This window comes from Streptomyces sp. NPDC088730 (genome assembly GCF_044751215.1).
Lineage (GTDB): Bacteria > Actinomycetota > Actinomycetes > Streptomycetales > Streptomycetaceae > Streptomyces.
The window spans coordinates 130,842-149,582 of record NZ_JBIVLK010000017.1 but is presented as its reverse complement, the minus strand read 5'-3'; the positions used below and the strand labels follow the sequence as shown (position 1 = coordinate 149,582).

The following is an 18,741-nucleotide window of genomic DNA, read 5'->3' as shown; positions in this document are numbered from 1 at the left end:
TTGCGCAGCGCGAACCGGCGCACATCACGGTCGTTGGACGTGAACCCGCCGTCCTTGAACACCGGATGCGTGAACAGGTTCGTCGTCGCCATCGGAACCTTCAGACCGGCCGCGTCCAGCGACTGGCGGAACCGCTTCACGATGCCCTCGCGCTCGGAGTCCGTCGAGCCGAACGGGATCAGGTCGTCGTCGTGGAACGTCACACCGTACGCGCCGAGCTCCGCGAGCCGCTGCACGGATTCGACCGGGTCGATCGGCTCCCGGGTCGCGTCACCGAACGGGTCGCGCCCCTGCCAGCCCACGGTCCACAGGCCGAAGGTGAACTTGTCCTGCGGGGTGGGAGTGAAACGTTCGGTCATGGTCCAACCGCCTTCGGTGCCATGGGTCCGCAGCCGGTCGGGCGGCCGAACCTCAATTTGTTCAGTGTCATGACTAATCATGCACGGACCGCCTCGGCGACGTAACCCCCCATGTCGACTCCATACCCACCCTCTCGCACGAACACCCGTCCGACTGTCCGCTCCACCCCTCGATGGAAATCCACCCCGCCCCCTGTTCCCCGCGCGTTCGATCACCTAATTTGTTCTCCGTACGATCAAATATCCGCAGGGCGGTGTCCCACGGCATCCCGTCGGCGCGGGACCGACCCCTGAGATCCAGAGAATGAGGCCAGCCATGCCGCCGCTCACCGTCGTCATCGGCGTGGACAGCTCCACCCAGTCCACCAAAGCGGCGTTCGTCGACATCGCGACCGGCCGGCTGCTCGCCGTCGGCCGCGCCCCCCATGTCGTCACCGGGGAGGCCGGGGCCCGCGAGACGGACCCCGAGGTGTGGTGGCAGGCCCTGTGCGACGCGGTCGCCGGCGGCCTCAAGGAGTCGGGCGTTCCCGCCTCCGCCGTCGCCGGGATCGCCGTGGCGGGCCAGCAGCACGGCCTCGTCGTACTGGACGCGGACGGCGCCCCGCTGCGCCCCGCACTCCTGTGGAACGACACCCGCTCCGCCCCGCAGGCCGCTGCCCTCACCGCGGCGCTGGGCGGCGCCGACGCCTGGACCGCGCGCACCGGCTCCGTGCCGGTGGCCGCGATGACGGCGTCGAAGTGGCAGTGGCTGCGGGAGAACGAACCGGCCACTGCCGCGGCGGCCGCTGCGGTCCGGCTGCCCCACGACTTCCTCACCGAGCGGCTGTCCGGCCGCGCCGTCACCGACCCCGGCGACGCGTCCGGCACCTGCTGGTACTCCACCGCCACCGGGACCTACGACTCCGGGCTGCTCGAACTCCTCGCCATAGAGCCCGCGTTGCTGCCCGAAGTGGCTCCGAGCGGCGCGGCTCGCATCGGCTCGCTGACCGCCCGTGCGGCCGAGGCGCTCGGCCTGCCCGCCGGTATCGCCGTCGCGGCGGGCACCGGTGACAACATGAGCGCCGCCGTCGGTCTCGGGCTCGGCGGCGCCGGGCTCCTGGACCACCCGGTGCTCAGCCTCGGCACCTCCGGCACGGTCTTCGCCGCCTCCCGGACCAGGCCCGCCTCCCCCGCGCTCTCCGGCTTCGCCGCGGCCGACGGCACGTACCTCCCGCTGGCCTGCACCCTCAACTGCACGCTCGCCGTGGACAAGGTCGCCGCCCTGCTCGGCCTGGACCGCGCCGACGCCGTACCCGGCGGCGAGGCCGTGGTCCTGCCCTACCTGGACGGCGAACGCACCCCCGATCTGCCCACCGCCGCCGGCCTCCTCACCGGGCTGCGGCACGACACCACCCCCCAGCAGATCCTGGGCGCCGCCTACGAGGGCGCGGTCTTCACGGTGCTGCGGGCGCTCGACGAACTGTTCCGGGCCTGCGGGCTCGACCCGGCGGACCCCGAGGTGGCCGCCCGGCCGCTGCTGCTGATCGGCGGCGGCGCCCAGGGGCACCAGTGGGTGGAGACCGTACGGCGGCTGTCGGGGCGCCCGGTGACGGTACCCGCGAGCGGCGAACTCGTCGCGGTGGGCGCGGCCGCCCTCGCCGCCTCGGCCGCCACGGGAGCCGACCCGGTCGCGGTCGCCACCGGCTGGCGGACCGGCGGTGACCGCCAACTGGAAGCGGTGGAACGGGACCTGGCCACCTGGGACCGGATCGGATCGGTCCTGGACCGGGCGGCCGGACCGCTTCTGGGCGCGGACCGTCCGCGCGACTGAACACGGGCGACGGCGCCGGGGACGGGCCGAGGTCCCGTCAGCGACCCGTTTTGGATAGCGAACTGATGTTCACTACTATCCGGCGATGATCATAAGAAGAAGGCTGACGGTCGGGGTGGGTATTCTGCTCGCCACCCTGACCGCCGGGCTCGGCTCGGCCCTCCCCGCCGCGGCCGATGAAACCCCCACGAAAGCGTCCCCCAAGGTCGAGCTGGTGCTCGATGTCAGTGGCTCCATGCGGACCCGCGACATCGACGGCCAGTCCCGGATGACCGCGGCGAAGCAGGCGTTCAACGAGGTCCTGGACGCGGTGCCCGAGCAGGTGCAGCTCGGCATCCGCACCCTCGGCGCCGACTACCCGGGCGACGACCGGAAGGTCGGCTGCAAGGACACCAAGGCGCTCTACCCGGTCGGCCCGCTCGACCGCACGGAGGCCAAGACCGCGGTCGCCACCCTCGCCCCCACCGGCTGGACCCCGATCGGACCCGCCCTGCTGGGCGCCGCCGACGATCTGGAGGGCGGCGACTCCACCCGCCGGATCGTGCTGATCAGCGACGGCGAGGACACTTGCGGCCCGCTCGACCCCTGCGAGGTGGCCCGGGACATCGCGGCGCGCGGCATCCACCTGGTCATCGACACGCTCGGACTGGTGCCGAACGAGAAGATCCGCAAGCAGCTGACCTGCATCGCGGAGGCCACCGGCGGCACGTACACCGCCGTCCAGCACACCGACGAACTCTCCGGCCGGGTCAAGCAGTTGGTCGACCGGGCGGCAGAGCCCGTCGTCACCCCCGTGGCGACAGAGGGCGCGGACAGCTGCACCGACGCCCCGAAGCTCAAGGCGGGCCTCTACACCGACCGCGAGAAGATCGGTGAGCACCGCTGGTACCGGGTGGAGGTGCTGCCCGGCCAGGAACTGCGCGCCTCGGTCAGCGTCTTCGCCGACCGCGCCGTGAACAACGACTACGGGACGCTGCTGCGCGCGGTGACCGTGCACGGCCGGGAGATCGTCAGGGGTTCCGAGTCCGGTACCGGGCGCACCGACGCCATCTCCTCCGGGCTGCGCTACCCGAGGCCCGAGCAGGACGATGACGACGAGCAGCCGGTCCCGGAGACCGTCTGCCTCCAGGTCAGCAACTCCTTCTCGGCGCCCGCCTCGGTGAAGACCTCGCCCGGAATGCCGGTCGAGCTGACCGTCGATGTGGTGGACGGACCGGACAACGCGGCCGACGTCGCCGCGTTCGGCCTGGGCCGCGGCTGGTGGCTGCTCGGCGTGCTCGTCCTCACCGGACTGGTCGCGGGCCTGCTGACCGGCTGGATCTCGCGCTGGCGCATCGCCGTCTGGAGGACCAACCGATGATCCGTACGACACGCGTGCTCGCGGGCGCGCTGCTGACCGGCCTCGCCCTGCTGACCGGGGCGGGAGCCGCCGCCGCGGACGACCCGTCACCGAGCCCCAGCGCCTCCGGCGACGGCTCCGGCCCCACGGAGGCGGGCACCGCCTTCCGTACCGCCACCGCGATCCAGCAGAACCAGACCGCCACCGCCGGCGGTTCCACCGGTGACTACCTGTACTGGGTGTTCCCGGCCGACGCGGGCCAGCGGGCCACCGTCAAGGCGAAGGTCACCCTCCCGGAGGCCGCCACCCGGCACGGCGTCTCGACGTGGCAGGTCGATGTGTACGACGGACTGCGCCGCCGCCAGGCCTGCATGTACGGCAAGCAGACCGGCAAGGCGTCGGCCGACGCCGCCACGGTCGAGCTCACCTGTGTGCTGCGGACCGTCAGGGCCTGGTCGGAGCCGTGGGCCAACGACCCGCTGCCCGGCAGCTACTACATCCGTCTCACCGTCGTCGATCTGCCTTCTTCGGACCTCGGTCTGCCGGTGCGGACCGAGGTCGAGGTCACGTCGGCCGGGAAGGGCGGTGCCGGGGACGTCGACGGCACGCTCTCCAAGCCGCTGGTGCCCGGGGTGTCCTCTGCCGAGCAGGCCTCCGACGACGCCTCCGCCGCCCCGGTCCCACTGGCCGGTGAGCCCGAGGACGGCTGGGCCTCCGGGTGGTGGACCGACCGCTGGCTGTGGACCGTCGGCGGCGGGGTGCTGGGCGCGCTCGCGGCCGTCTTCGGCTACTCGCTGACCCGCGGCAACGGCCGCCCGTCCCGGGTCCCGCCGGGCATGTGACGTACGTCCGTCGGCCGGACCGGAACCCGGACCGGCCGACGGACAGGGGCAGTTGACGGACTGTTCAGGGCGTCCGTCCGGCGGCGAACGGGCCGTCGGAGGCGAAGGCGAGCGCGGCGAAGCGCTCGCCCATGCGCCGGTGCGTGGCCGCGTCCGGGTGGAGCTGGTCCGGCAGCGGCAGTTCGGCGGAGTCCGGCTCTCCGTACAGACGGCGGCCGTCGAGGTAGTACAGGTTCGGGTCGTCGGCGGAGCGCTGCTCGACGAGGCCGCTCAGGGCCTCCCGGATGACGTTGAGCGTCAGCTTTCCGGCCGCCGTCTCCGCGGGGTCGCCCATGGCCTTGAACTGGAGCCTTCCCTCACCCAGGTTGCTGAAGTCGGGCATGCTCGGGCCCGGGGTGTCCTCGTGGATGGGGCACAGGACGGGCGAGACGACCAGCAGCGGCACGGTGGGGTGCCCCTCGCGGATGGTGTCGAGGAAGCCGTGCACCGCCGGGGTGAAGGCCCGCAGCCGCATCAGGTCGGCGTTGACGAGGTTGAGGCCGATCTTGACGCTGATCAGGTCCGCGGGGGTGTCGCGCATCGCCCGCGCCGTGAACGGGTCGAGCAGGGCGCTGCCGCCCAGGCCCAGGTTGACCAGCTCCACCCCGCCGAGGGAGGCCGCCAGGGCGGGCCAGGTGGTGGTGGGGCTCGCGGCGTCGGAGCCGTGGCTGATCGAACTGCCGTGGTGCAGCCACACCTTGCGGCCCCGGTCGGGGGCGGGTTCGACCGGGGCGCCGGTGCGCAGGGCGACGAGTTCGGTGCTCTCGTTGTACGGCAGCCAGATCTCGATGTCCTTGACGCCTTCGGCCAGCCCGGCGAACCGTACGGTGCCGACCGGACCCGGCTGCGTCTGCGCGGTCCCGGCGGCCATGTCGACCAGGAGGACGTTGCCGCCGCCCACGCTCGCCTGCCCCGCGAGGCGCCCGTCGACGAGCAGGTCGTAGATGCCGTCGGGACGGGGCGGCGCGCCCCGGTAGGCCGTCTTGGTGCGGAGTGCGTCCAGCTCGATCACGGTGGCGGCGGTGCGGAACACCAGCCGCACGCCGGAGGGCTGGGCCTCCGCCATCGCCAACTGCGCGTCGGCGCACTGCGCGCGGGCACGGGCGGGCAGCCGGTGCGGGCGCACTCCGTGCTCGGTGCGCTCCAGGTCGAGCGCCCCGCGCAGGAGGTCAGCGGTGATCGGTGTGGTGATCCAGTCGGTCTCGGTCTGCATGTCCCTACCTGATGTCTGTACCTGTTGCTCGGAACGATGGGTGCCCGGGGTCTCCGGTCAGGGCGCGGTCCAGTTCCGCAGCAGGGCGTCCAGTGCGTCCAGGGACCACGACCAGCTCTCCTGCGAGCCGGGGGCGCTGTGGCTGAATCCGCCCTGCATCTCCAGACTGACGTAGCCGTGGAAGACGCTGCCCAGCAACCGGACGGCGTGGGTCTGGTCGGGCTCGGTCAGGTCGTAGCCGCGCAGGATGGCCCGGGTCATCTGCGCGTGCCTGCCGCCGGCGCCGGCGGCAGCCGCCTCCGGGTCGAGCCTCAGCTGGGCGGCGGCGTAACGGCCGGGGTGCTCGCGGGCGTAGTCGCGGTACACGTCCGCGAAGGCCCTCAGAGCGTCCTTGCCCGCCCGCCCGGCGAGCGCGGCGGCACCACGGTCGGCGAGCTCCTCCAGGGCGAGCAGGGCGATTCTGGTCCTGAGGTCGTGGGAGTTCTTCAGATGCGAGTAGAGGCTCGCGACCTTGACGTCGAACCGCCGGGCGAGCGCCGAGACGGTCACCTGGTCGAAGCCGACCTCGTCGGCCAGCTCCGCCCCGGCCTGAGCCAGGCGGTCAGCCGTCAGCCCTGCGCGCACCATGCTCTTCCTTCCGTCAGCCCCACCCAAGATCCTACACCTGTTAAGAATTTACCTAATAGCTATAGGAACTGTCCGAGCATCAGAACGCCTCAACGGCAGATATTGAACAGATATGTCCTATCTATCGCCAGGAGCGTGGCATACCGTCCAGAATGTCCCTGTCGGTTGTACCGGCCGCCGGGTTCTCCGGCCATGACCGCAGGCTGTCGATCCAAGGGGAGAAACATCATGCGCCCGTCCTCCGCTCTCACCGCCGCGCTCACCGCGACGGCCGCCGTGGCCCTGACCGCCACCGGCGCGGCCGCCGCCCCGGCCGGCGCGTCAGCCCGTCCGGGCGTCTGCCAGGAGCAGTCCCTCAGCGTCTCGGCCTCGTCCGGCGGGCAGCGGAACGCGGCCCGGATCGCCGTGACCAACCGGGGCGGCAGCACCTGCGTGGTGGACCGGATCCCCACGGTCACCTTCCGGGGGCTGGACGGCTCCGCCGAGGCCGTGCCGCCGGCCACCAGCGGCCCCTATGTGCTCTCGCCGGGCGAGCACGGGTACGCCGCCCTGCGCACGGCGGCCCCCGGCGCCACCGAGGGCCATGTCGTCCGCAGCCTGTCCGTGTCGGCGGACCCCTCGCACCACGGCGTCACGTTCGGCGCCGCGACAGTGGGTATGGGCCGGGGAATCCAGGTGTGGGAACCGGTCACGACCCTGTGGCAGACCTCCCGCGCCGCGGCCGACCGGGCCCTGGCGGACGCGACACGCTGAGCGCGGGACGGTACCGGGGCCCGGCCGCCACCCCGCCCGCCCCGGGCCACCGCCACCCGGACTCAGGCGCCCCGCACCGTCACCGTGCCGGTGCCCTCACCCGTGGCTCCCGTCTCCTCGTCGACCACGCGGAAGGGCCGGTCGCTTCCCTCGGCGGTGACGCTCAGGGCCTCCCCGTCCCGGACCACCCGGAACGTCGCGGCGACCGCGCCCGCCAGGTCCGGCACCGGGACCACGACGTCGGCGGCCGCCGGGCCGAAGGCGCGCAGGGTGAGCCCCTCCAGCCAGTCTCCGTCCGGGCGCTGGTCGTCGGCGCCCCAGGGGAGCACCGCGCCGGGGCGGACCAGGACCGGCAGGCTGTCGAAGCCGTGGGTCTCGTGGCGCCAGGCCGGTCCGGTGACGGTCTCGCCGGTCAGCAGCGACGTCCAGGTGCCCTCGGGGACGTAGTACTCGACCTGCCCGTCCTCGGTGAAGACCGGTGCGACCAGCAGGTCCGGTCCGAGCATGTACTGGCGGTCCAGCATCCGGGTGGTCGGGTCGTGCGGGAACTCCAGCAGCATGGGGCGCATCATCGGCACGCCCGTCCGGTGCGCGGTGGCGGCCGCCCCGTACAGGTACGGCATCAGCCGGTGCTTGAGGAGGGTGAACGTGCGGGTGACGTCCACCGCCTCCTCGCCGAACGCCCAGGGCACCCGGTACGAGACGTTGCCGTGCAGCCGGCTGTGCGAGGAGAGCAGGCCGAAGGCGAGCCAGCGCTTGAAGACCGCCGGGTCAGGGGTGCCCTCGAAGCCGCCGATGTCGTGGCTCCAGAAGCCGAACCCGGACAGGCTCAGCGAGAGGCCGCCGCGCAGGGACTCGGCCATCGCCGTGAAGGAGGCGAAGCAGTCACCGCCCCAGTGCACCGGGAACTGCTGGCCTCCGGCCGTCGCGGAGCGGGCGAAGAGCACCGCCTCGCCGTGTCCGCGCTCCTTCTCCAGCAGTTCGAAGACCGTCCGGTTGTAGATCTGCGCGTAGTAGTTGTGCATCCGCTCCGGGTCCGAGCCGTCGTGCCACACCACGTCGGTGGGCACCCGCTCGCCGAAGTCCGTCTTGAAGCAGTCGACGCCCTGGTCGAGCAGGACGCGGAGCTTGCCGCTGTACCACTCGCGCGCCGCCGGGTCCGTGAAGTCGACCAGGGCCATGCCGGGCTGCCACAGGTCCCACTGCCAGACGTCACCGCCGGGCCGGCGGACCAGGTATCCGAGCTCCGCGGCCTCCGCGAACAGTGCGGACTTCTGGGCGATGTACGGGTTGATCCACATGCTGATCCGCAGGCCGCGCTCCTTGAGCCGGGCCAGCATGCCCTCGGGATCGGGGAAGACGTCCGGGTCCCACAGGAAGTCCGACCACTGGTACTCGCGCATCCAGAAGCAGTCGAAGTGGAAGACGGAGAGCGGGATTTCGCGTCCCGCCATGCCGTCGACGAACGACGTCACGGTCTCCTCGTCGTAGGAGGTGCAGAACGACGTGGTGAGCCAGAGGCCGAAGGACCAGGCCGGCGGGAGCGCGGGGCGGCCGGTGAGCGCGGTGTAGCGGCCCAGCACCTCCTTGGGGGTGGGTCCGGCGACGATGTAGTACTCCAGCGACTGGTCCTCGACGCTGAACTGCACCTGGCCGACCGACTCCGAGCCGATCTCGAAGGAGACCCGTCCGGGGTGGTTGACGAAGACGCCGTAGCCGCGTGACGAGAGGTAGAACGGGATGTTCTTGTAGGCCAGTTCACTGCTGGTGCCGCCGTCCGCCTGCCAGATGTCGACGCTCTGGCCGTTCTTGACGTACGGGGTGAAGCGCTCACCGAGGCCGTAGACGTTCTCGCCGATGTCCAGCGCGAGCTGGGCGACCATGTGGTGGGTGCCGTCCGGCGCGGTGGCGAAGGCGGTGCCCTTGGCTCCGGCGCCGGTGAGACGGCGGCCGTCGGCGTCGAGGAAGGTGAGGCCCCAGGGCCCGTCGCCGTCCATGCGCAGGGTGAGGGGACCGCTGGTCAGTTCGGTGACCGCCCCGTCCTGCCGGGTCCGGGCTCCGGCGGCTGCCGGGTCCAGTCCGGGGAGCGAGAAGTCGGGCCCGCGCTTCACCGTCCCGGCGTGGTGGGTGGCGCGCACGCCGATGATCCCCTCGGCCGGGGAGAAGCATTCGACGGTGATCAGCGGGGTGTTGAGGGTGTCACCGCGTTCGGCGACGCGCTTGACCGCCGCGTAGGCGGTGAACCGGTCCTCGCTGACGCGCAGATCACGGATCTCGGTGGCGTAGCAGGCGCGTACGCCCTCACGCATCAGCCAGAAGCCGTCGGTGAACTTCATGAGGACTCCTTGCCGGAGGCGGCTTGTACGGGACTGGCGGGAGACGGGGTTCGCGGTGCGGACCGGTTCACTCGGCGTCCCCCGTGAAGGTCATCCGGGCCAGCCGTACGGTGCCTTCCAGGGTGACACGCAGGTCGTGGACGGCGGAGGCGGCGAGGGCGGCCCGCCGGGTGCGGTAGTCGTAGGGTCCGCCGGTGGGGGCCACCGGGACGGTGACCGTGCTGCCGCCGACGGTGATGTGTACGGCGCCCTCCCCCGAAGCCGACACCGCGACCTCTCGCACCGCGGCTCCGAAGTCGCAGTTCCGGTAAAGGAGTTCGTTGCGGACGGCGGACACGGTCACCGCGTCACCGTCGGTCTTCGTCCGGTCGACGATCCCGGTGCCCAGCTGTTCGTCGTAGTCGGCCGCTTCCAGACCCCGCGTCAGGACCTGCCGCGGCCCGGCCGGTTCGCCTTCCACGGTGAGCACGGTGACGGCCCGGATGTCGGCGCTGGAGGCACCGGCCTGGATCTCGTACGCGCCGGGCTCGACGGTCCAGCGGCCGTGCGCCACGTCCCAGTGGCCGAGCTCGGTCACCGGGACGCCGAACTCGACGCGTTCGGCGGCGCCGGGTGCCAGGTGCAGCCTGCGGTGGCCGGCCAGCTGCCGCAGCGGCCTCGGGACGGTCGGGGCGACCGCCCGCACGTAGAGCTGGGCGACCTCGTCGGCGGCGACGGCCCCGGTGTTGGTGACGGTCAGCGACACCCGCACGAGGTCGCCCGTCCGCTCCGCGGTCAGGGCGCTGTAGGTGAACTCGCTGTACGAGAGGCCGTGGCCGAACGGGTAGAGCGGTGTGCCCCGGTAGTAGAGGTAGGTCTGGCGGGAGCCGATGATGTCGTAGTCGAGCAGGCCGGACAGTTCCGCGTCGGAGGCGTACCAGGTCTGCGGCAGCCGGCCGGCCGGAGAGACGTCGCCCGCCAGGACCCGGGCGAGCGCCGTCCCCGCTGCCTGCCCGCCGTGCGCGGTCCACAGCAGCGCGGGAAGCGTGGCCGCCGCGTCGGTGAGGGCGTACGGGTAGGCGGAGGTGACGGCGAGAACGGTGCGCGGGTTGGCGGCGTGGGCGGCGCGCCAGAGGCGTTCCTGCTGGGCGGGCAGGTCGAGCGTGGTGCGGTCCTCGGTCTCGCGGCCGTTGATGTGGGCGTCGTTGCCGGCCACGACGATCACGGTGTCGGCCGAGGCGGCGGCGCGGGCGACGGCCTCCTCGCCGCGTTCGGTCACCTCGGTCTCGAAGACGGTCCCGCGGAGGTCCGCGGGTCCGGGGAGCCCCTCGCCGGACCCGGAGACTCCTTCACCGGGAGCACTGGCAGCACTGGCAGCCGAGATTTCCTGGCCGGGGGCGGCAACCTTTACGCCGTCGGCGGCGACATAGACATACCCGCCCGTGCCGATGTGCAGAATCCGGTGACCGCCCGCATGCCCCTCCACCGCCTCCAGCCGGAACGTCTCCCGGACGATCCAGCCGCCGGGCTCGTCCGCGGACGCCCGCAGAAAGCCGTCCTCGGCCACCGACAGATAGCGGCCCGCCGGCTCGCGGAGAGTGATCACACCGTTGCCCCAGTCCACGAGCGCCAGGTCTGTCGGGGTGTCGCCGCAGGTCAGCGGAGGCAGATCGGTGCGGCCCGCGAGGAGCGCCGGGTCAAGAGCGCCTTGGGCACCCCGCGCCGGATCATCGCCGGTGTCCGCGGCCGGCACCTGGAGCCAGCCCTCCGCGCACTTCAGCCGGACCAGGTCGGCGCCCTCCGCGAACACGATGTGCTCGGCGCCGAACCGTTCCCGGATCCCGTCGAGCGGGGTGGAGCGGTGGATCAGCGTGCCGCTGTACCAGTCGAGCTTGCAGGCGTCCGCGAGCAGTCCGACGACCGCGACTGTCTTCCCGGCGGCGGGCTCCAGCGGCAGCAGGCCGTCGTTCTTCAGCAGGACGACGGCCTGCTCCGCGGCCTCCTGGGCGAGCGCCCGGTGTCCGGCGGTGTCGAAGTCGGCGGCGCCCGCGAAGGGGTCGAGACCGGGATCGAACTCACCCAGCGAGAAGCGCAGTTCGAGCAGCCTGCGGACCGCGGTGTCGATGTCGTGCTCGTCGAGCAGTCCGCGTTCCAGGGCTCCCCGGATGCGGCCGACCATGACGGCGGAGTCCTGGCCGTGGTCGGTGAAGCTGTCGACGCCGGCCCGCAGGGCGGCGGCCGTCGCCTCCTCGTGGGTGTCGAAGTAGTGCTCGGAGTCGACGAGGTTGGAGGGAGCGCCCGCGTCGGAGCAGACCACCAGCGAGCGGTCGGTCCAGCCGCGCAACTGCTGGGCCAGCAGCGGCGAGACGTGGTTGGGCCGCCCGTTGACCAGGTTGTACGCGGGCATGACCCCGGCCACCGCGCCGGCCCGGACCGCGTCGCGGAAGGCCTTGAGGTCGTACTCGTGCAGGACCCGGGGGCGGACCGAGGAGGAGGCGGTGTCGCGGTCGGTCTCGTTGTTGTGGGCGAGCCAGTGCTTGAGGACGGGGGCGGTCCGCCAGTAGAGCGGGTGGTCGCCGCGCAGTCCCCGGGTGTACGCGACCGCGAGGGCGGAGGTGAGGCAGGCGTCCTCGGAGTACCCCTCCTCGCCCCGGCCCCACAGCGGGTTGCGCAGCAGATTCACGGTCGGGGCCCAGACGTTGAGCCCGACCCGGTCGTCCTTGGCACGCTTGGCCCGGGTCTCGTTGCCGACCGCCTCCCCGACCCGGCGCACCAGAGCGTCGTTCCAGGTGGCGCCGAGCCCGACGGCCTGCGGGAAGACCGTCGCCGGGCCCATCCAGGCGACGCCGTGCAGGGCCTCCTGGCCGGTCCTGAAGGCGCCGAGCCCGAGCCGGTCGACGGCCGGTGCGAACTGGTGCAGCATCGCGATCCGTTCGTCGGGCGTGAGCCGCTGGAGCAGGTCGTCGATGCGCTCGGCGAAGGGCAGTCGCGGGTCGCGGAAGGGCTGCGGTTGTTCCGTCACGTGCGGGTCCCCTTGGAGAGGTGGGAGGTTTTGGAGCCAGGGCCTCGTGCGAGCCTCCGCGACGTCGCAGAAGATCCTTCGAAGCGCTTCGATGCTCTGCGGCACACCCCGCCAGTGTCAAGGCCTCTACCTCGACCTCCGGTCACGACAGCTTCCGTTGAGCCAGGAAACGGTTAGGAAACAGGTCGGAGGAATCTGGAAACGGACTCTTGTGCGGCCGGGACCCTTCACTTAACCTCGCTGCAACATCGAAGCGCTTCGACAGAGCTTCGACGGGGCGCCCGGCGCCCAGGATTTTCCGGGACGGTGACAGGTTCTGCCGCCTCCCTGTTGAACCGCTTCACCTGCGGCCGGTCACGCCGGTCCAGTCAGCAACGCTCCACCTCAGACACAGGAACCGAACGGCGGTCGCCCGCCACGTGTCGTCCTGGTGCGCCTCGAAGGGTTGACGCAATGACGCCGAATTCCTCCCCCTCCTCCACGGCTCCGAGCCGGAGAAGCTTCCTCGCCACCGGCGCGGTGGCCGCTGTCGCCGTGGCCGGCGGGGTACCGCTGCTCGCCGCGTGCGGCGGTACCGGCTCCGGATCCGGGAGCAAGGAGGGCGCGACAACGGGCAAGGCACTCAAGAAGGTTGTGCCGGCGTACGCCCCGCTGAACCTGGTCGAGCCGGATGTCGCGAGCGTCAACGGTTCGAGCCCCGGCTTCACCAAGCTGCCGGACCCGCTGGTCGCCTCGGTGAAGTCGGTGCCGGGCAAGGGTTCGCGGTTCCGCGTCATGACCCCGCTGTGGGGCACCGTCCCGAAGAAGAACAACCCGTACTACACGGCGGTGAACAAGGCGGTCGGCGCCACGCTGGCCTTCGACCCGCAGGACGGCAACACCTACCAGGACAAGATCGGCGCGGTGCTGGCCGGCTCGGACATCCCGGACGTCATGACGATCCCCGGCTGGAACATGCAGGGCCAGATCCGCAACGCGATCACCGCCAAGTTCGCGGACCTGAGCCCCTATCTGGCGGGCGACGCCGTCAAGAAGTACCCGAACCTGGCGAACATCCCGACGGGCGCCTGGCAGTACTCCGTCTTCGGCGGCAAGCTGCGCGGACTGCCCATGCCGACGCCGGTCATCGGCAACGCGATCTTCTACCGCAAGGACCTGACCGGTTCCGGCTCCGTACCGGCGAGCGCGGACGACCTGCTGGCGTTCGGCAAGGAGTACACCTCGCCCCGGAAGAAGGTCTGGGCCTTCGACGACCTCTGGACCTGCATCCAGAAGATCTACGGCCTGCTGCCCGACGCGCCGCACTACTGGCAGCTGGAGAACGGCAAGCTGGTCCACAAGATCGAGACGAAGGAGTACCGCGAGGCGCTCGCCTTCGCCCGCAAGCTCCACGACGGCGGCTACGTGCACCCGGACGCGGAGGCCAACAAGGACGCCGACGCCAAGATCCGCTTCACCAGCGGACACGTGGTGATGTACAACGACGGCACCGGCGGCTGGAAGGGCATGGTCACCGAACAGGCTACGGCCAACCCGAAGTTCGACATGCAGGCGCTCGACTTCTTCGGCCAGGACGGCGGGAAGCCGGTCCTGTGGCAGGACGACCCCGCGGGCATCTTCACCTTCCTCAGCAAGAAGCTCTCCAAGGCGCGGATAGAGGAGTTCCTCGCGATAGCCGACTACGCGGCCGCGCCGTACGGCACCAGGGAGTTCATGCTCACCAACTACGGCGTCGAGGGCACCCACTACACGCTCAAAGACGGGGCCCCGGCCTACACGCCGCAGGGTGTCGAGGAGGCCCAGCCCGCCACCTTCCTGTACCTCGCCTCGCCGCCGACCTCCATCGCCTACCCGGACCAGCCGCAGCTGGCCAAGGACTACGCGGCCTGGATGGCGCGCCAGGCCCCAAACGTCAGGAAGCCGCTCTTCTTCGGCATGCAGATCGTCGAACCGCAGCGGTACGCCTCCCTGTACACGCCCTTCGACGACCTGCAGAAGGACATCCGGCGCGGCCGCAAGAAGGTCAGCGACATCGACGACGCGGTGAGCACCTGGAAGAAGAGCGGCGGCGAGAAGCTGCGCGCCTGGTACCAGGACATCCTCGAAAAGAACGGCTCCGGCAACTGACGCGTACGGCACGCAGAGCGCGGACGGCACGTACGACGCGCACCGACCGCACGCAGGACAGCGAGAGGGCCGCCGGGCGCGGAAAGCCCGGCGGCCGGGGCGGAGAGCACGACATGGGGAGCACACGGTGAAGCCACGGGCCACGGTCTCGTCCGACCCGGACAGCGCCGCCGGCGGGGCCAGTGCCCCGGCCGGCGGCAGCGGGAGCGGCGACGGCACGGACGCAAGGGGAGCGGGGGCGGGCAGGTCCCGGGCGGTCGGCGCCCGCCGGTCCCGTACAGCGAAGAGCGGACCGGCGAAGAGCGGACCGGCCAAGGGCGGACCGGCCGGGAACGGACCGGAGAACGACAGATCCGCGGGCCTCCGACCGCAGCCGGGCGGCATCACCTGGCGCCAGCGGCTGCGGCGCGACCGCACCCTGGTGCTGATGACGCTGCCGGCCATCGCCCTGCTGCTGATCTTCAACTACGTCCCGCTGCTCGGGAACATCGTGGCCTTCCAGGACTACGACGTCTACGACCTGGGTATCACCGGCAGCCCCTTCGTCGGCTTCGACAACTTCACCCGGATCTTCGAGGACTACCGGTTCTGGGAAGTCCTCATCAACACCCTGGTCATCTTCGTCACCCAGCTCGTCCTCTTCTTCCCCATCCCGATCGCGATCGCGCTGCTGCTCAACACGATCATGAGCGCCCGGGTGCGGGCCTGGGTGCAGGCCGTCGTCTACCTGCCGCACTTCTTCTCCTGGGTGCTGGTCGTCACCGTCTTCCAGCAGATGTTCGGCGGAGCCGGACTGGTCGCCCAGTGGCTGCGCGACCACGGCCACGAGGGCTTCGACCTGATGACCGATCCGGGCTTCTTCAAGTTCCTGGTCTCCGCCCAGGCCGTGTGGAAGGACGCCGGCTGGGGCGTCATCGTCTTCCTCGCCGCGCTCGCCGCCGTCAACACCGATCTGTACGAGGCCGCCGCCGTGGACGGGGCGGGCCGCTGGCGCCGCATGTGGCATGTGACGCTGCCGGCGCTGCGCCCGGTCATCGCACTGCTGCTCGTCCTGCGGGTGGGCAGCGCGCTCAATCTCGACTTCGAGCAGATCCTGCTCCAGCGCGACCAGGTCGGGGCCGGGGCTTCGGAAATCCTGGACACCTACATCTGGTGGACGGGCATCAAGACCGGTGACTTCGGCTACGCGGCCGCCGCCGGAATCTTCAAGGGGCTGTTCAGCGTCGCCATGGTGCTGGGAGCCAACAAGGTCGCCCACATGCTGGGTGAGCAGGGGGTGTACTCCAAGAAATGACAACTCTCCTGGAACGTGCGAAGGACCCCGCGCCCCGCGCGGAGACCCCCCTCCAGCGCGCCCTGCGCATGGAACCGCGCCCGGTGTGGGAGGAGGAGCCCACCAGGACGGGGCTCGCCTTCAAGGGTTTCGGGCTCCTCGCGATCTGCGCGGTCGTGATCATCCCGATCTGGGTGGTGCTCGTCACCAGCCTCTCCGACACCAGGACGATCAACGAGGCGGGCGGCCTGGTCGTCTGGCCGAGGCACATCACCTTCATCGCCTACAAGGAGCTCCTCAGCGGGGGTGCGGTGACTCGCGCCGCTGCCGTGAGCATCGGCCTCACGGTCGTCGGCACGGTGGTCAGCATGGCCGTCTCCGTCCTGTGCGCGTACGGGCTGAGCCGCCGCGATTCGTACGCGCACCGTCCGCTGCTGATGACGCTGATGGCCACGATGTTCTTCGGTGCCGGCCTCATCCCGACGTATCTGCTGGTCACCGGCATCGGGCTGAGCGACAGCTACTGGTCGATGATCCTGCCCAGCGCGATCAGCGTCTTCAACGTGCTGGTCCTGCGCGGCTTCTTCATGGACACCGCGCCCGAACTCATCGACGCGGCCCGGATCGACGGCGCCGGCGAGTGGCGCATCCTGCTCCAGATCATCATGCCGCTGTCGCGTGCGGTGATCGCCGTGATCTCGCTGTTCTACGCGGTCGGCTACTGGAGCCAGTGGTTCAACGCGATGCTCTACATCCAGGACAGCGACAAGTACCCGCTCCAGATGATCCTGCGTCAGCTGGTGCTCCAGCACCAGGTGCCCCCGGGCGCCATGGGCGCGGCGGTCAGCAGCGGGGCGATCAACAGCCTCGCCGTGCAGATGGCGGTCATGATCCTCGCGCTGATCCCGGTCGCGGTGCTGTCGCCGTTCGTCCAGAAGCACTTCCAGAAGGGGATGCTCACGGGCGCCGTGAAGGGCTGATCCGCAACCGAGCTCCCCGTCGCAGAACCCATTCCAAGGAACGAGAGACGCCATGCCGTCCCTGCGTGACGCGGCCCGCGGCCGCATCCTCTTCGGAGGCGACTACAACCCCGAGCAGTGGCCCCAGGAGGTGTGGGAGGACGACGCCCGGCTGATGAAGGAGGCCGGGGTCAACTCCGTCACCCTGGGCGTCTTCTCCTGGGCGACCATCGAACCACGCCCCGGCGCACGGGAGTTCGGCTGGCTGGACCGGCTGATGGACCTCATGCACACCCATGGGATCGGCGTCGTGCTCGCCACCCCGACCGCCTCCCCGCCGCCCTGGATGGGGGCGCGGCACCCCGAGACGCTGCCGCACGCGGAGGACGGTTCGGTCATCTGGTACGGCTCCCGCCAGCAGTTCTGCGCGAGCTCCCCGGTCTACCGCCGCTACGCCGCCGCTCTCACCGAGGACCTCGCCGCCCGGTACGCGGACCACCCGGCGCTCACCGTCTGGCACATCAACAACGAGTACTGCACCCACTGCTGGTGCGACGGAACGGCCGACCACTTCCGCCGCTGGCTGCGGAGCCGGTACGGCACGGTCGACGCGCTCAACGAGGCCTGGGGCACCGCGTTCTGGAGCCAGCGCTACGACGCGTGGGCGGAGATCCTGCCGCCGCGCAAGGCGCAGTACATGAAGAACCCGGCGCAGGTGCTGGACTTCAAGCGGTTCACCTCCGACGCGCTGCTGGAGTGCTACACCGCCGAGCGGGACATCGTCGCCCGGCACACCCCGCACATCCCGGTGACGACCAATTTCATGCCGCTGTGGTCGGGACAGGACGCCTGGGCCTGGTCCGCCCAGGAGGACATCGTCTCCGTCGACATCTACCCGGACCCCCGGGACCCGCACGGCGGACAGTACAACGCGATGATCGCCGACATGACGCGTTCGCAGGCCGCCGGGCCGTGGATGCTCATGGAGCAGGCCGCGGGGCCGGTCAACTGGCGTGGGGTCAACCACCCCAAGCCGGAGGGTCTGAACCGGCTCTGGTCGCTCCAGGCGGTGGCGCGGGGCGCGGACGCCGTCTGCTACTTCCAGTGGCGCCAGTCCCGGCAGGGCGCGGAGAAGTTCCACTCCGGAATGCTCAGCCACGCCGGTGAGCACGGCCGCACCTTCCGGGAGATCAAGCGTCTGGGGGCGGAACTGGCCGTGATCGGCCCGGCCGTCGCCGGCAGCGGGGCCGTCGCGGACGTGGCGATCCTGCACGACTGGGACTCCTGGTGGGCGGGCGCGCAGGAGGGCAGGCCGTCCGCACTGCTGGACTACACCGAAGTGGTACGGAGCTGGCACCGGGCGCTGTGGGAGGACGGGTTCGCCACGGAGTTCGCCCGGCCGGACGCCGATCTGAGCCGGTTCGGGGCGGTGGCCGTGCCGCACCTCTACCTGCTCGACGACACCGCGATCGACAACCTCGTGGCGTACGTGCGCGGCGGCGGGAGGCTGGTCTGCGGTTTCTTCAGCGGGGTCGCGGACGTGGACGACCGGATCAGGCCGGGCGGCATGGACGAGCGGCTGCGGGAACTCTTCGGCATCAGGACCCTGCACGAGTGGTGGCCGCTCGACGCGGGCTCGGCCGTCCAGTGCGACGGCTTCCGGGGCGGGCTCTGGTCCGAGGAACTGGAGGCGGAGGCGGACACCGAGGTGGTGGCCGCCTACCGGGAAGGCGAGCTGGCCGGGCTGCCCGCGGTGCTGCGCCGGGGCCGGGCCTGGTACCTGTCGACGCTCCCGGAACCGGAGGCGCTGCGCGCGCTGCTGGGCGGGGTGGCCCGGGAGGCCGGCGCGCGGCCGGTCCTGGCGGGGCTGCCCGACGGGGTGGAGGCGGTCCGCCGCGGTGAGCTGCTCTTCCTGTTCAACCACGGGCGGGCCGAGGTCACCGTGACCGTGCCCGGCGCCCCGGAGGACCTGCTGACCGGCCGGGCGGTGGGGGGCCAGGTGGAGCTGGACCGCCACGGTGTGGCCGTACTGAGAAACGCCGCGCCGTGACCGGCCGTACTGA

12 protein-coding genes and 1 pseudogene are annotated in these 18,741 nt (G+C 71.3%); 8 read left to right on the top strand and 5 right to left on the bottom strand.

The window, feature by feature from the left end; genetic code table 11:
* Nucleotides 1-359, bottom strand: a pseudogene (locus tag ACIP89_RS33435) (xylose isomerase); the annotation flags it as partial.
* Nucleotides 360-675: 316 nt separating this feature from the next.
* Here ACIP89_RS33435 and xylB point away from each other — a divergent pair.
* The 3 genes from xylB to ACIP89_RS33420 all read left to right on the top strand — a co-directional run bounded on the left by xylB (nucleotide 676) and on the right by ACIP89_RS33420 (nucleotide 4,350).
* Nucleotides 676-2,169: a xylulokinase gene (xylB, locus tag ACIP89_RS33430; protein ID WP_402118132.1), complete on the top strand. Its 1,494-nt coding sequence runs from the start codon at nucleotides 676-678 to the stop codon at nucleotides 2,167-2,169.
* 85 nt (nucleotides 2,170-2,254) lie between these two features.
* Nucleotides 2,255-3,529, top strand: a complete 1,275-nt coding sequence (locus ACIP89_RS33425) for a VWA domain-containing protein (protein ID WP_401927557.1) — start codon at nucleotides 2,255-2,257, stop codon at nucleotides 3,527-3,529.
* Entirely contained in the window at nucleotides 3,526-4,350 is an 825-nt protein-coding gene (locus ACIP89_RS33420) for a hypothetical protein (RefSeq protein ID WP_402118130.1), read from the top strand. The genes ACIP89_RS33425 and ACIP89_RS33420 overlap by 4 nt, the downstream gene beginning before the upstream one ends.
* Before the next feature lie 64 nt (nucleotides 4,351-4,414).
* On the opposite strand, the gene ACIP89_RS33415 is transcribed toward ACIP89_RS33420, so the two are convergent.
* The gene (locus ACIP89_RS33415) at nucleotides 4,415-5,602 is read right to left on the bottom strand and encodes a GDSL-type esterase/lipase family protein (RefSeq protein WP_402118128.1); all 1,188 of its coding nucleotides are present in this window, start codon (nucleotides 5,600-5,602) and stop codon (nucleotides 4,415-4,417) included.
* 57 nt (nucleotides 5,603-5,659) lie between these two features.
* On the bottom strand, nucleotides 5,660-6,229 hold the full coding sequence (locus ACIP89_RS33410) for a TetR/AcrR family transcriptional regulator (RefSeq protein ID WP_401927549.1): 570 nt from the start codon (nucleotides 6,227-6,229) through the stop codon (nucleotides 5,660-5,662).
* A gap of 228 nt (nucleotides 6,230-6,457) precedes the next feature.
* On the opposite strand from ACIP89_RS33410, the gene ACIP89_RS33405 reads away from it, so the two are divergent.
* Nucleotides 6,458-6,982 carry a DUF4232 domain-containing protein gene (locus ACIP89_RS33405; RefSeq protein ID WP_402118126.1) on the top strand — a complete coding sequence of 175 codons (525 nt, stop codon included), beginning with the start codon at nucleotides 6,458-6,460 and terminating at the stop codon, nucleotides 6,980-6,982.
* A 62-nt stretch (nucleotides 6,983-7,044) separates the two neighbouring features.
* Here ACIP89_RS33405 and yicI read toward each other — a convergent pair whose 3' ends face one another.
* Together yicI and ACIP89_RS33395 are read right to left on the bottom strand one after the other, a co-directional pair.
* Nucleotides 7,045-9,318, bottom strand: a complete 2,274-nt coding sequence (gene yicI / locus ACIP89_RS33400; RefSeq protein ID WP_402118124.1) for an alpha-xylosidase — start codon at nucleotides 9,316-9,318, stop codon at nucleotides 7,045-7,047.
* A 67-nt stretch (nucleotides 9,319-9,385) separates the two neighbouring features.
* The gene (locus ACIP89_RS33395; RefSeq protein WP_402118123.1) at nucleotides 9,386-12,319 is read right to left on the bottom strand and encodes a glycoside hydrolase family 3 C-terminal domain-containing protein; all 2,934 of its coding nucleotides are present in this window, start codon (nucleotides 12,317-12,319) and stop codon (nucleotides 9,386-9,388) included.
* Nucleotides 12,320-12,838: 519 nt separating this feature from the next.
* On the opposite strand from ACIP89_RS33395, the gene ACIP89_RS33390 reads away from it, so the two are divergent.
* From ACIP89_RS33390 to ACIP89_RS33375, 4 genes are all read left to right on the top strand, one after another.
* Nucleotides 12,839-14,446: an extracellular solute-binding protein gene (locus ACIP89_RS33390; RefSeq protein ID WP_401927881.1), complete on the top strand. Its 1,608-nt coding sequence runs from the start codon at nucleotides 12,839-12,841 to the stop codon at nucleotides 14,444-14,446.
* A gap of 127 nt (nucleotides 14,447-14,573) precedes the next feature.
* Nucleotides 14,574-15,740, top strand: a complete 1,167-nt coding sequence (locus ACIP89_RS33385; protein ID WP_402118122.1) for an ABC transporter permease — start codon at nucleotides 14,574-14,576, stop codon at nucleotides 15,738-15,740.
* On the top strand, nucleotides 15,737-16,699 hold the full coding sequence (locus ACIP89_RS33380; RefSeq protein ID WP_402118121.1) for a carbohydrate ABC transporter permease: 963 nt from the start codon (nucleotides 15,737-15,739) through the stop codon (nucleotides 16,697-16,699). The genes ACIP89_RS33385 and ACIP89_RS33380 overlap by 4 nt, the downstream gene beginning before the upstream one ends.
* A gap of 52 nt (nucleotides 16,700-16,751) precedes the next feature.
* A complete protein-coding gene (locus ACIP89_RS33375; protein WP_402118119.1) occupies nucleotides 16,752-18,728 on the top strand; it encodes a beta-galactosidase in 1,977 nt (658 codons plus the stop codon).
* Nucleotides 18,729-18,741: the final 13 nt, after the last annotated feature.

Bases quoted from the DNA above. Each gene is read 5' to 3' on its own strand.
- xylB (WP_402118132.1), top strand. From the start codon at position 676: ATGCCGCCGCTCACCGTCGTCATCGGCGTGGACAGCTCCACCCAGTCC.
- ACIP89_RS33425 (WP_401927557.1), top strand. From the start codon at position 2,255: ATGATCATAAGAAGAAGGCTGACGGTCGGGGTGGGTATTCTGCTCGCC.
- ACIP89_RS33420 (WP_402118130.1), top strand. From the start codon at position 3,526: ATGATCCGTACGACACGCGTGCTCGCGGGCGCGCTGCTGACCGGCCTC.
- ACIP89_RS33415 (WP_402118128.1), bottom strand. From the start codon at position 5,602: ATGCAGACCGAGACCGACTGGATCACCACACCGATCACCGCTGACCTC.
- ACIP89_RS33410 (WP_401927549.1), bottom strand. From the start codon at position 6,229: ATGGTGCGCGCAGGGCTGACGGCTGACCGCCTGGCTCAGGCCGGGGCG.
- ACIP89_RS33405 (WP_402118126.1), top strand. From the start codon at position 6,458: ATGCGCCCGTCCTCCGCTCTCACCGCCGCGCTCACCGCGACGGCCGCC.
- yicI (WP_402118124.1), bottom strand. From the start codon at position 9,318: ATGAAGTTCACCGACGGCTTCTGGCTGATGCGTGAGGGCGTACGCGCC.
- ACIP89_RS33380 (WP_402118121.1), top strand. From the start codon at position 15,737: ATGACAACTCTCCTGGAACGTGCGAAGGACCCCGCGCCCCGCGCGGAG.
- ACIP89_RS33375 (WP_402118119.1), top strand. From the start codon at position 16,752: ATGCCGTCCCTGCGTGACGCGGCCCGCGGCCGCATCCTCTTCGGAGGC.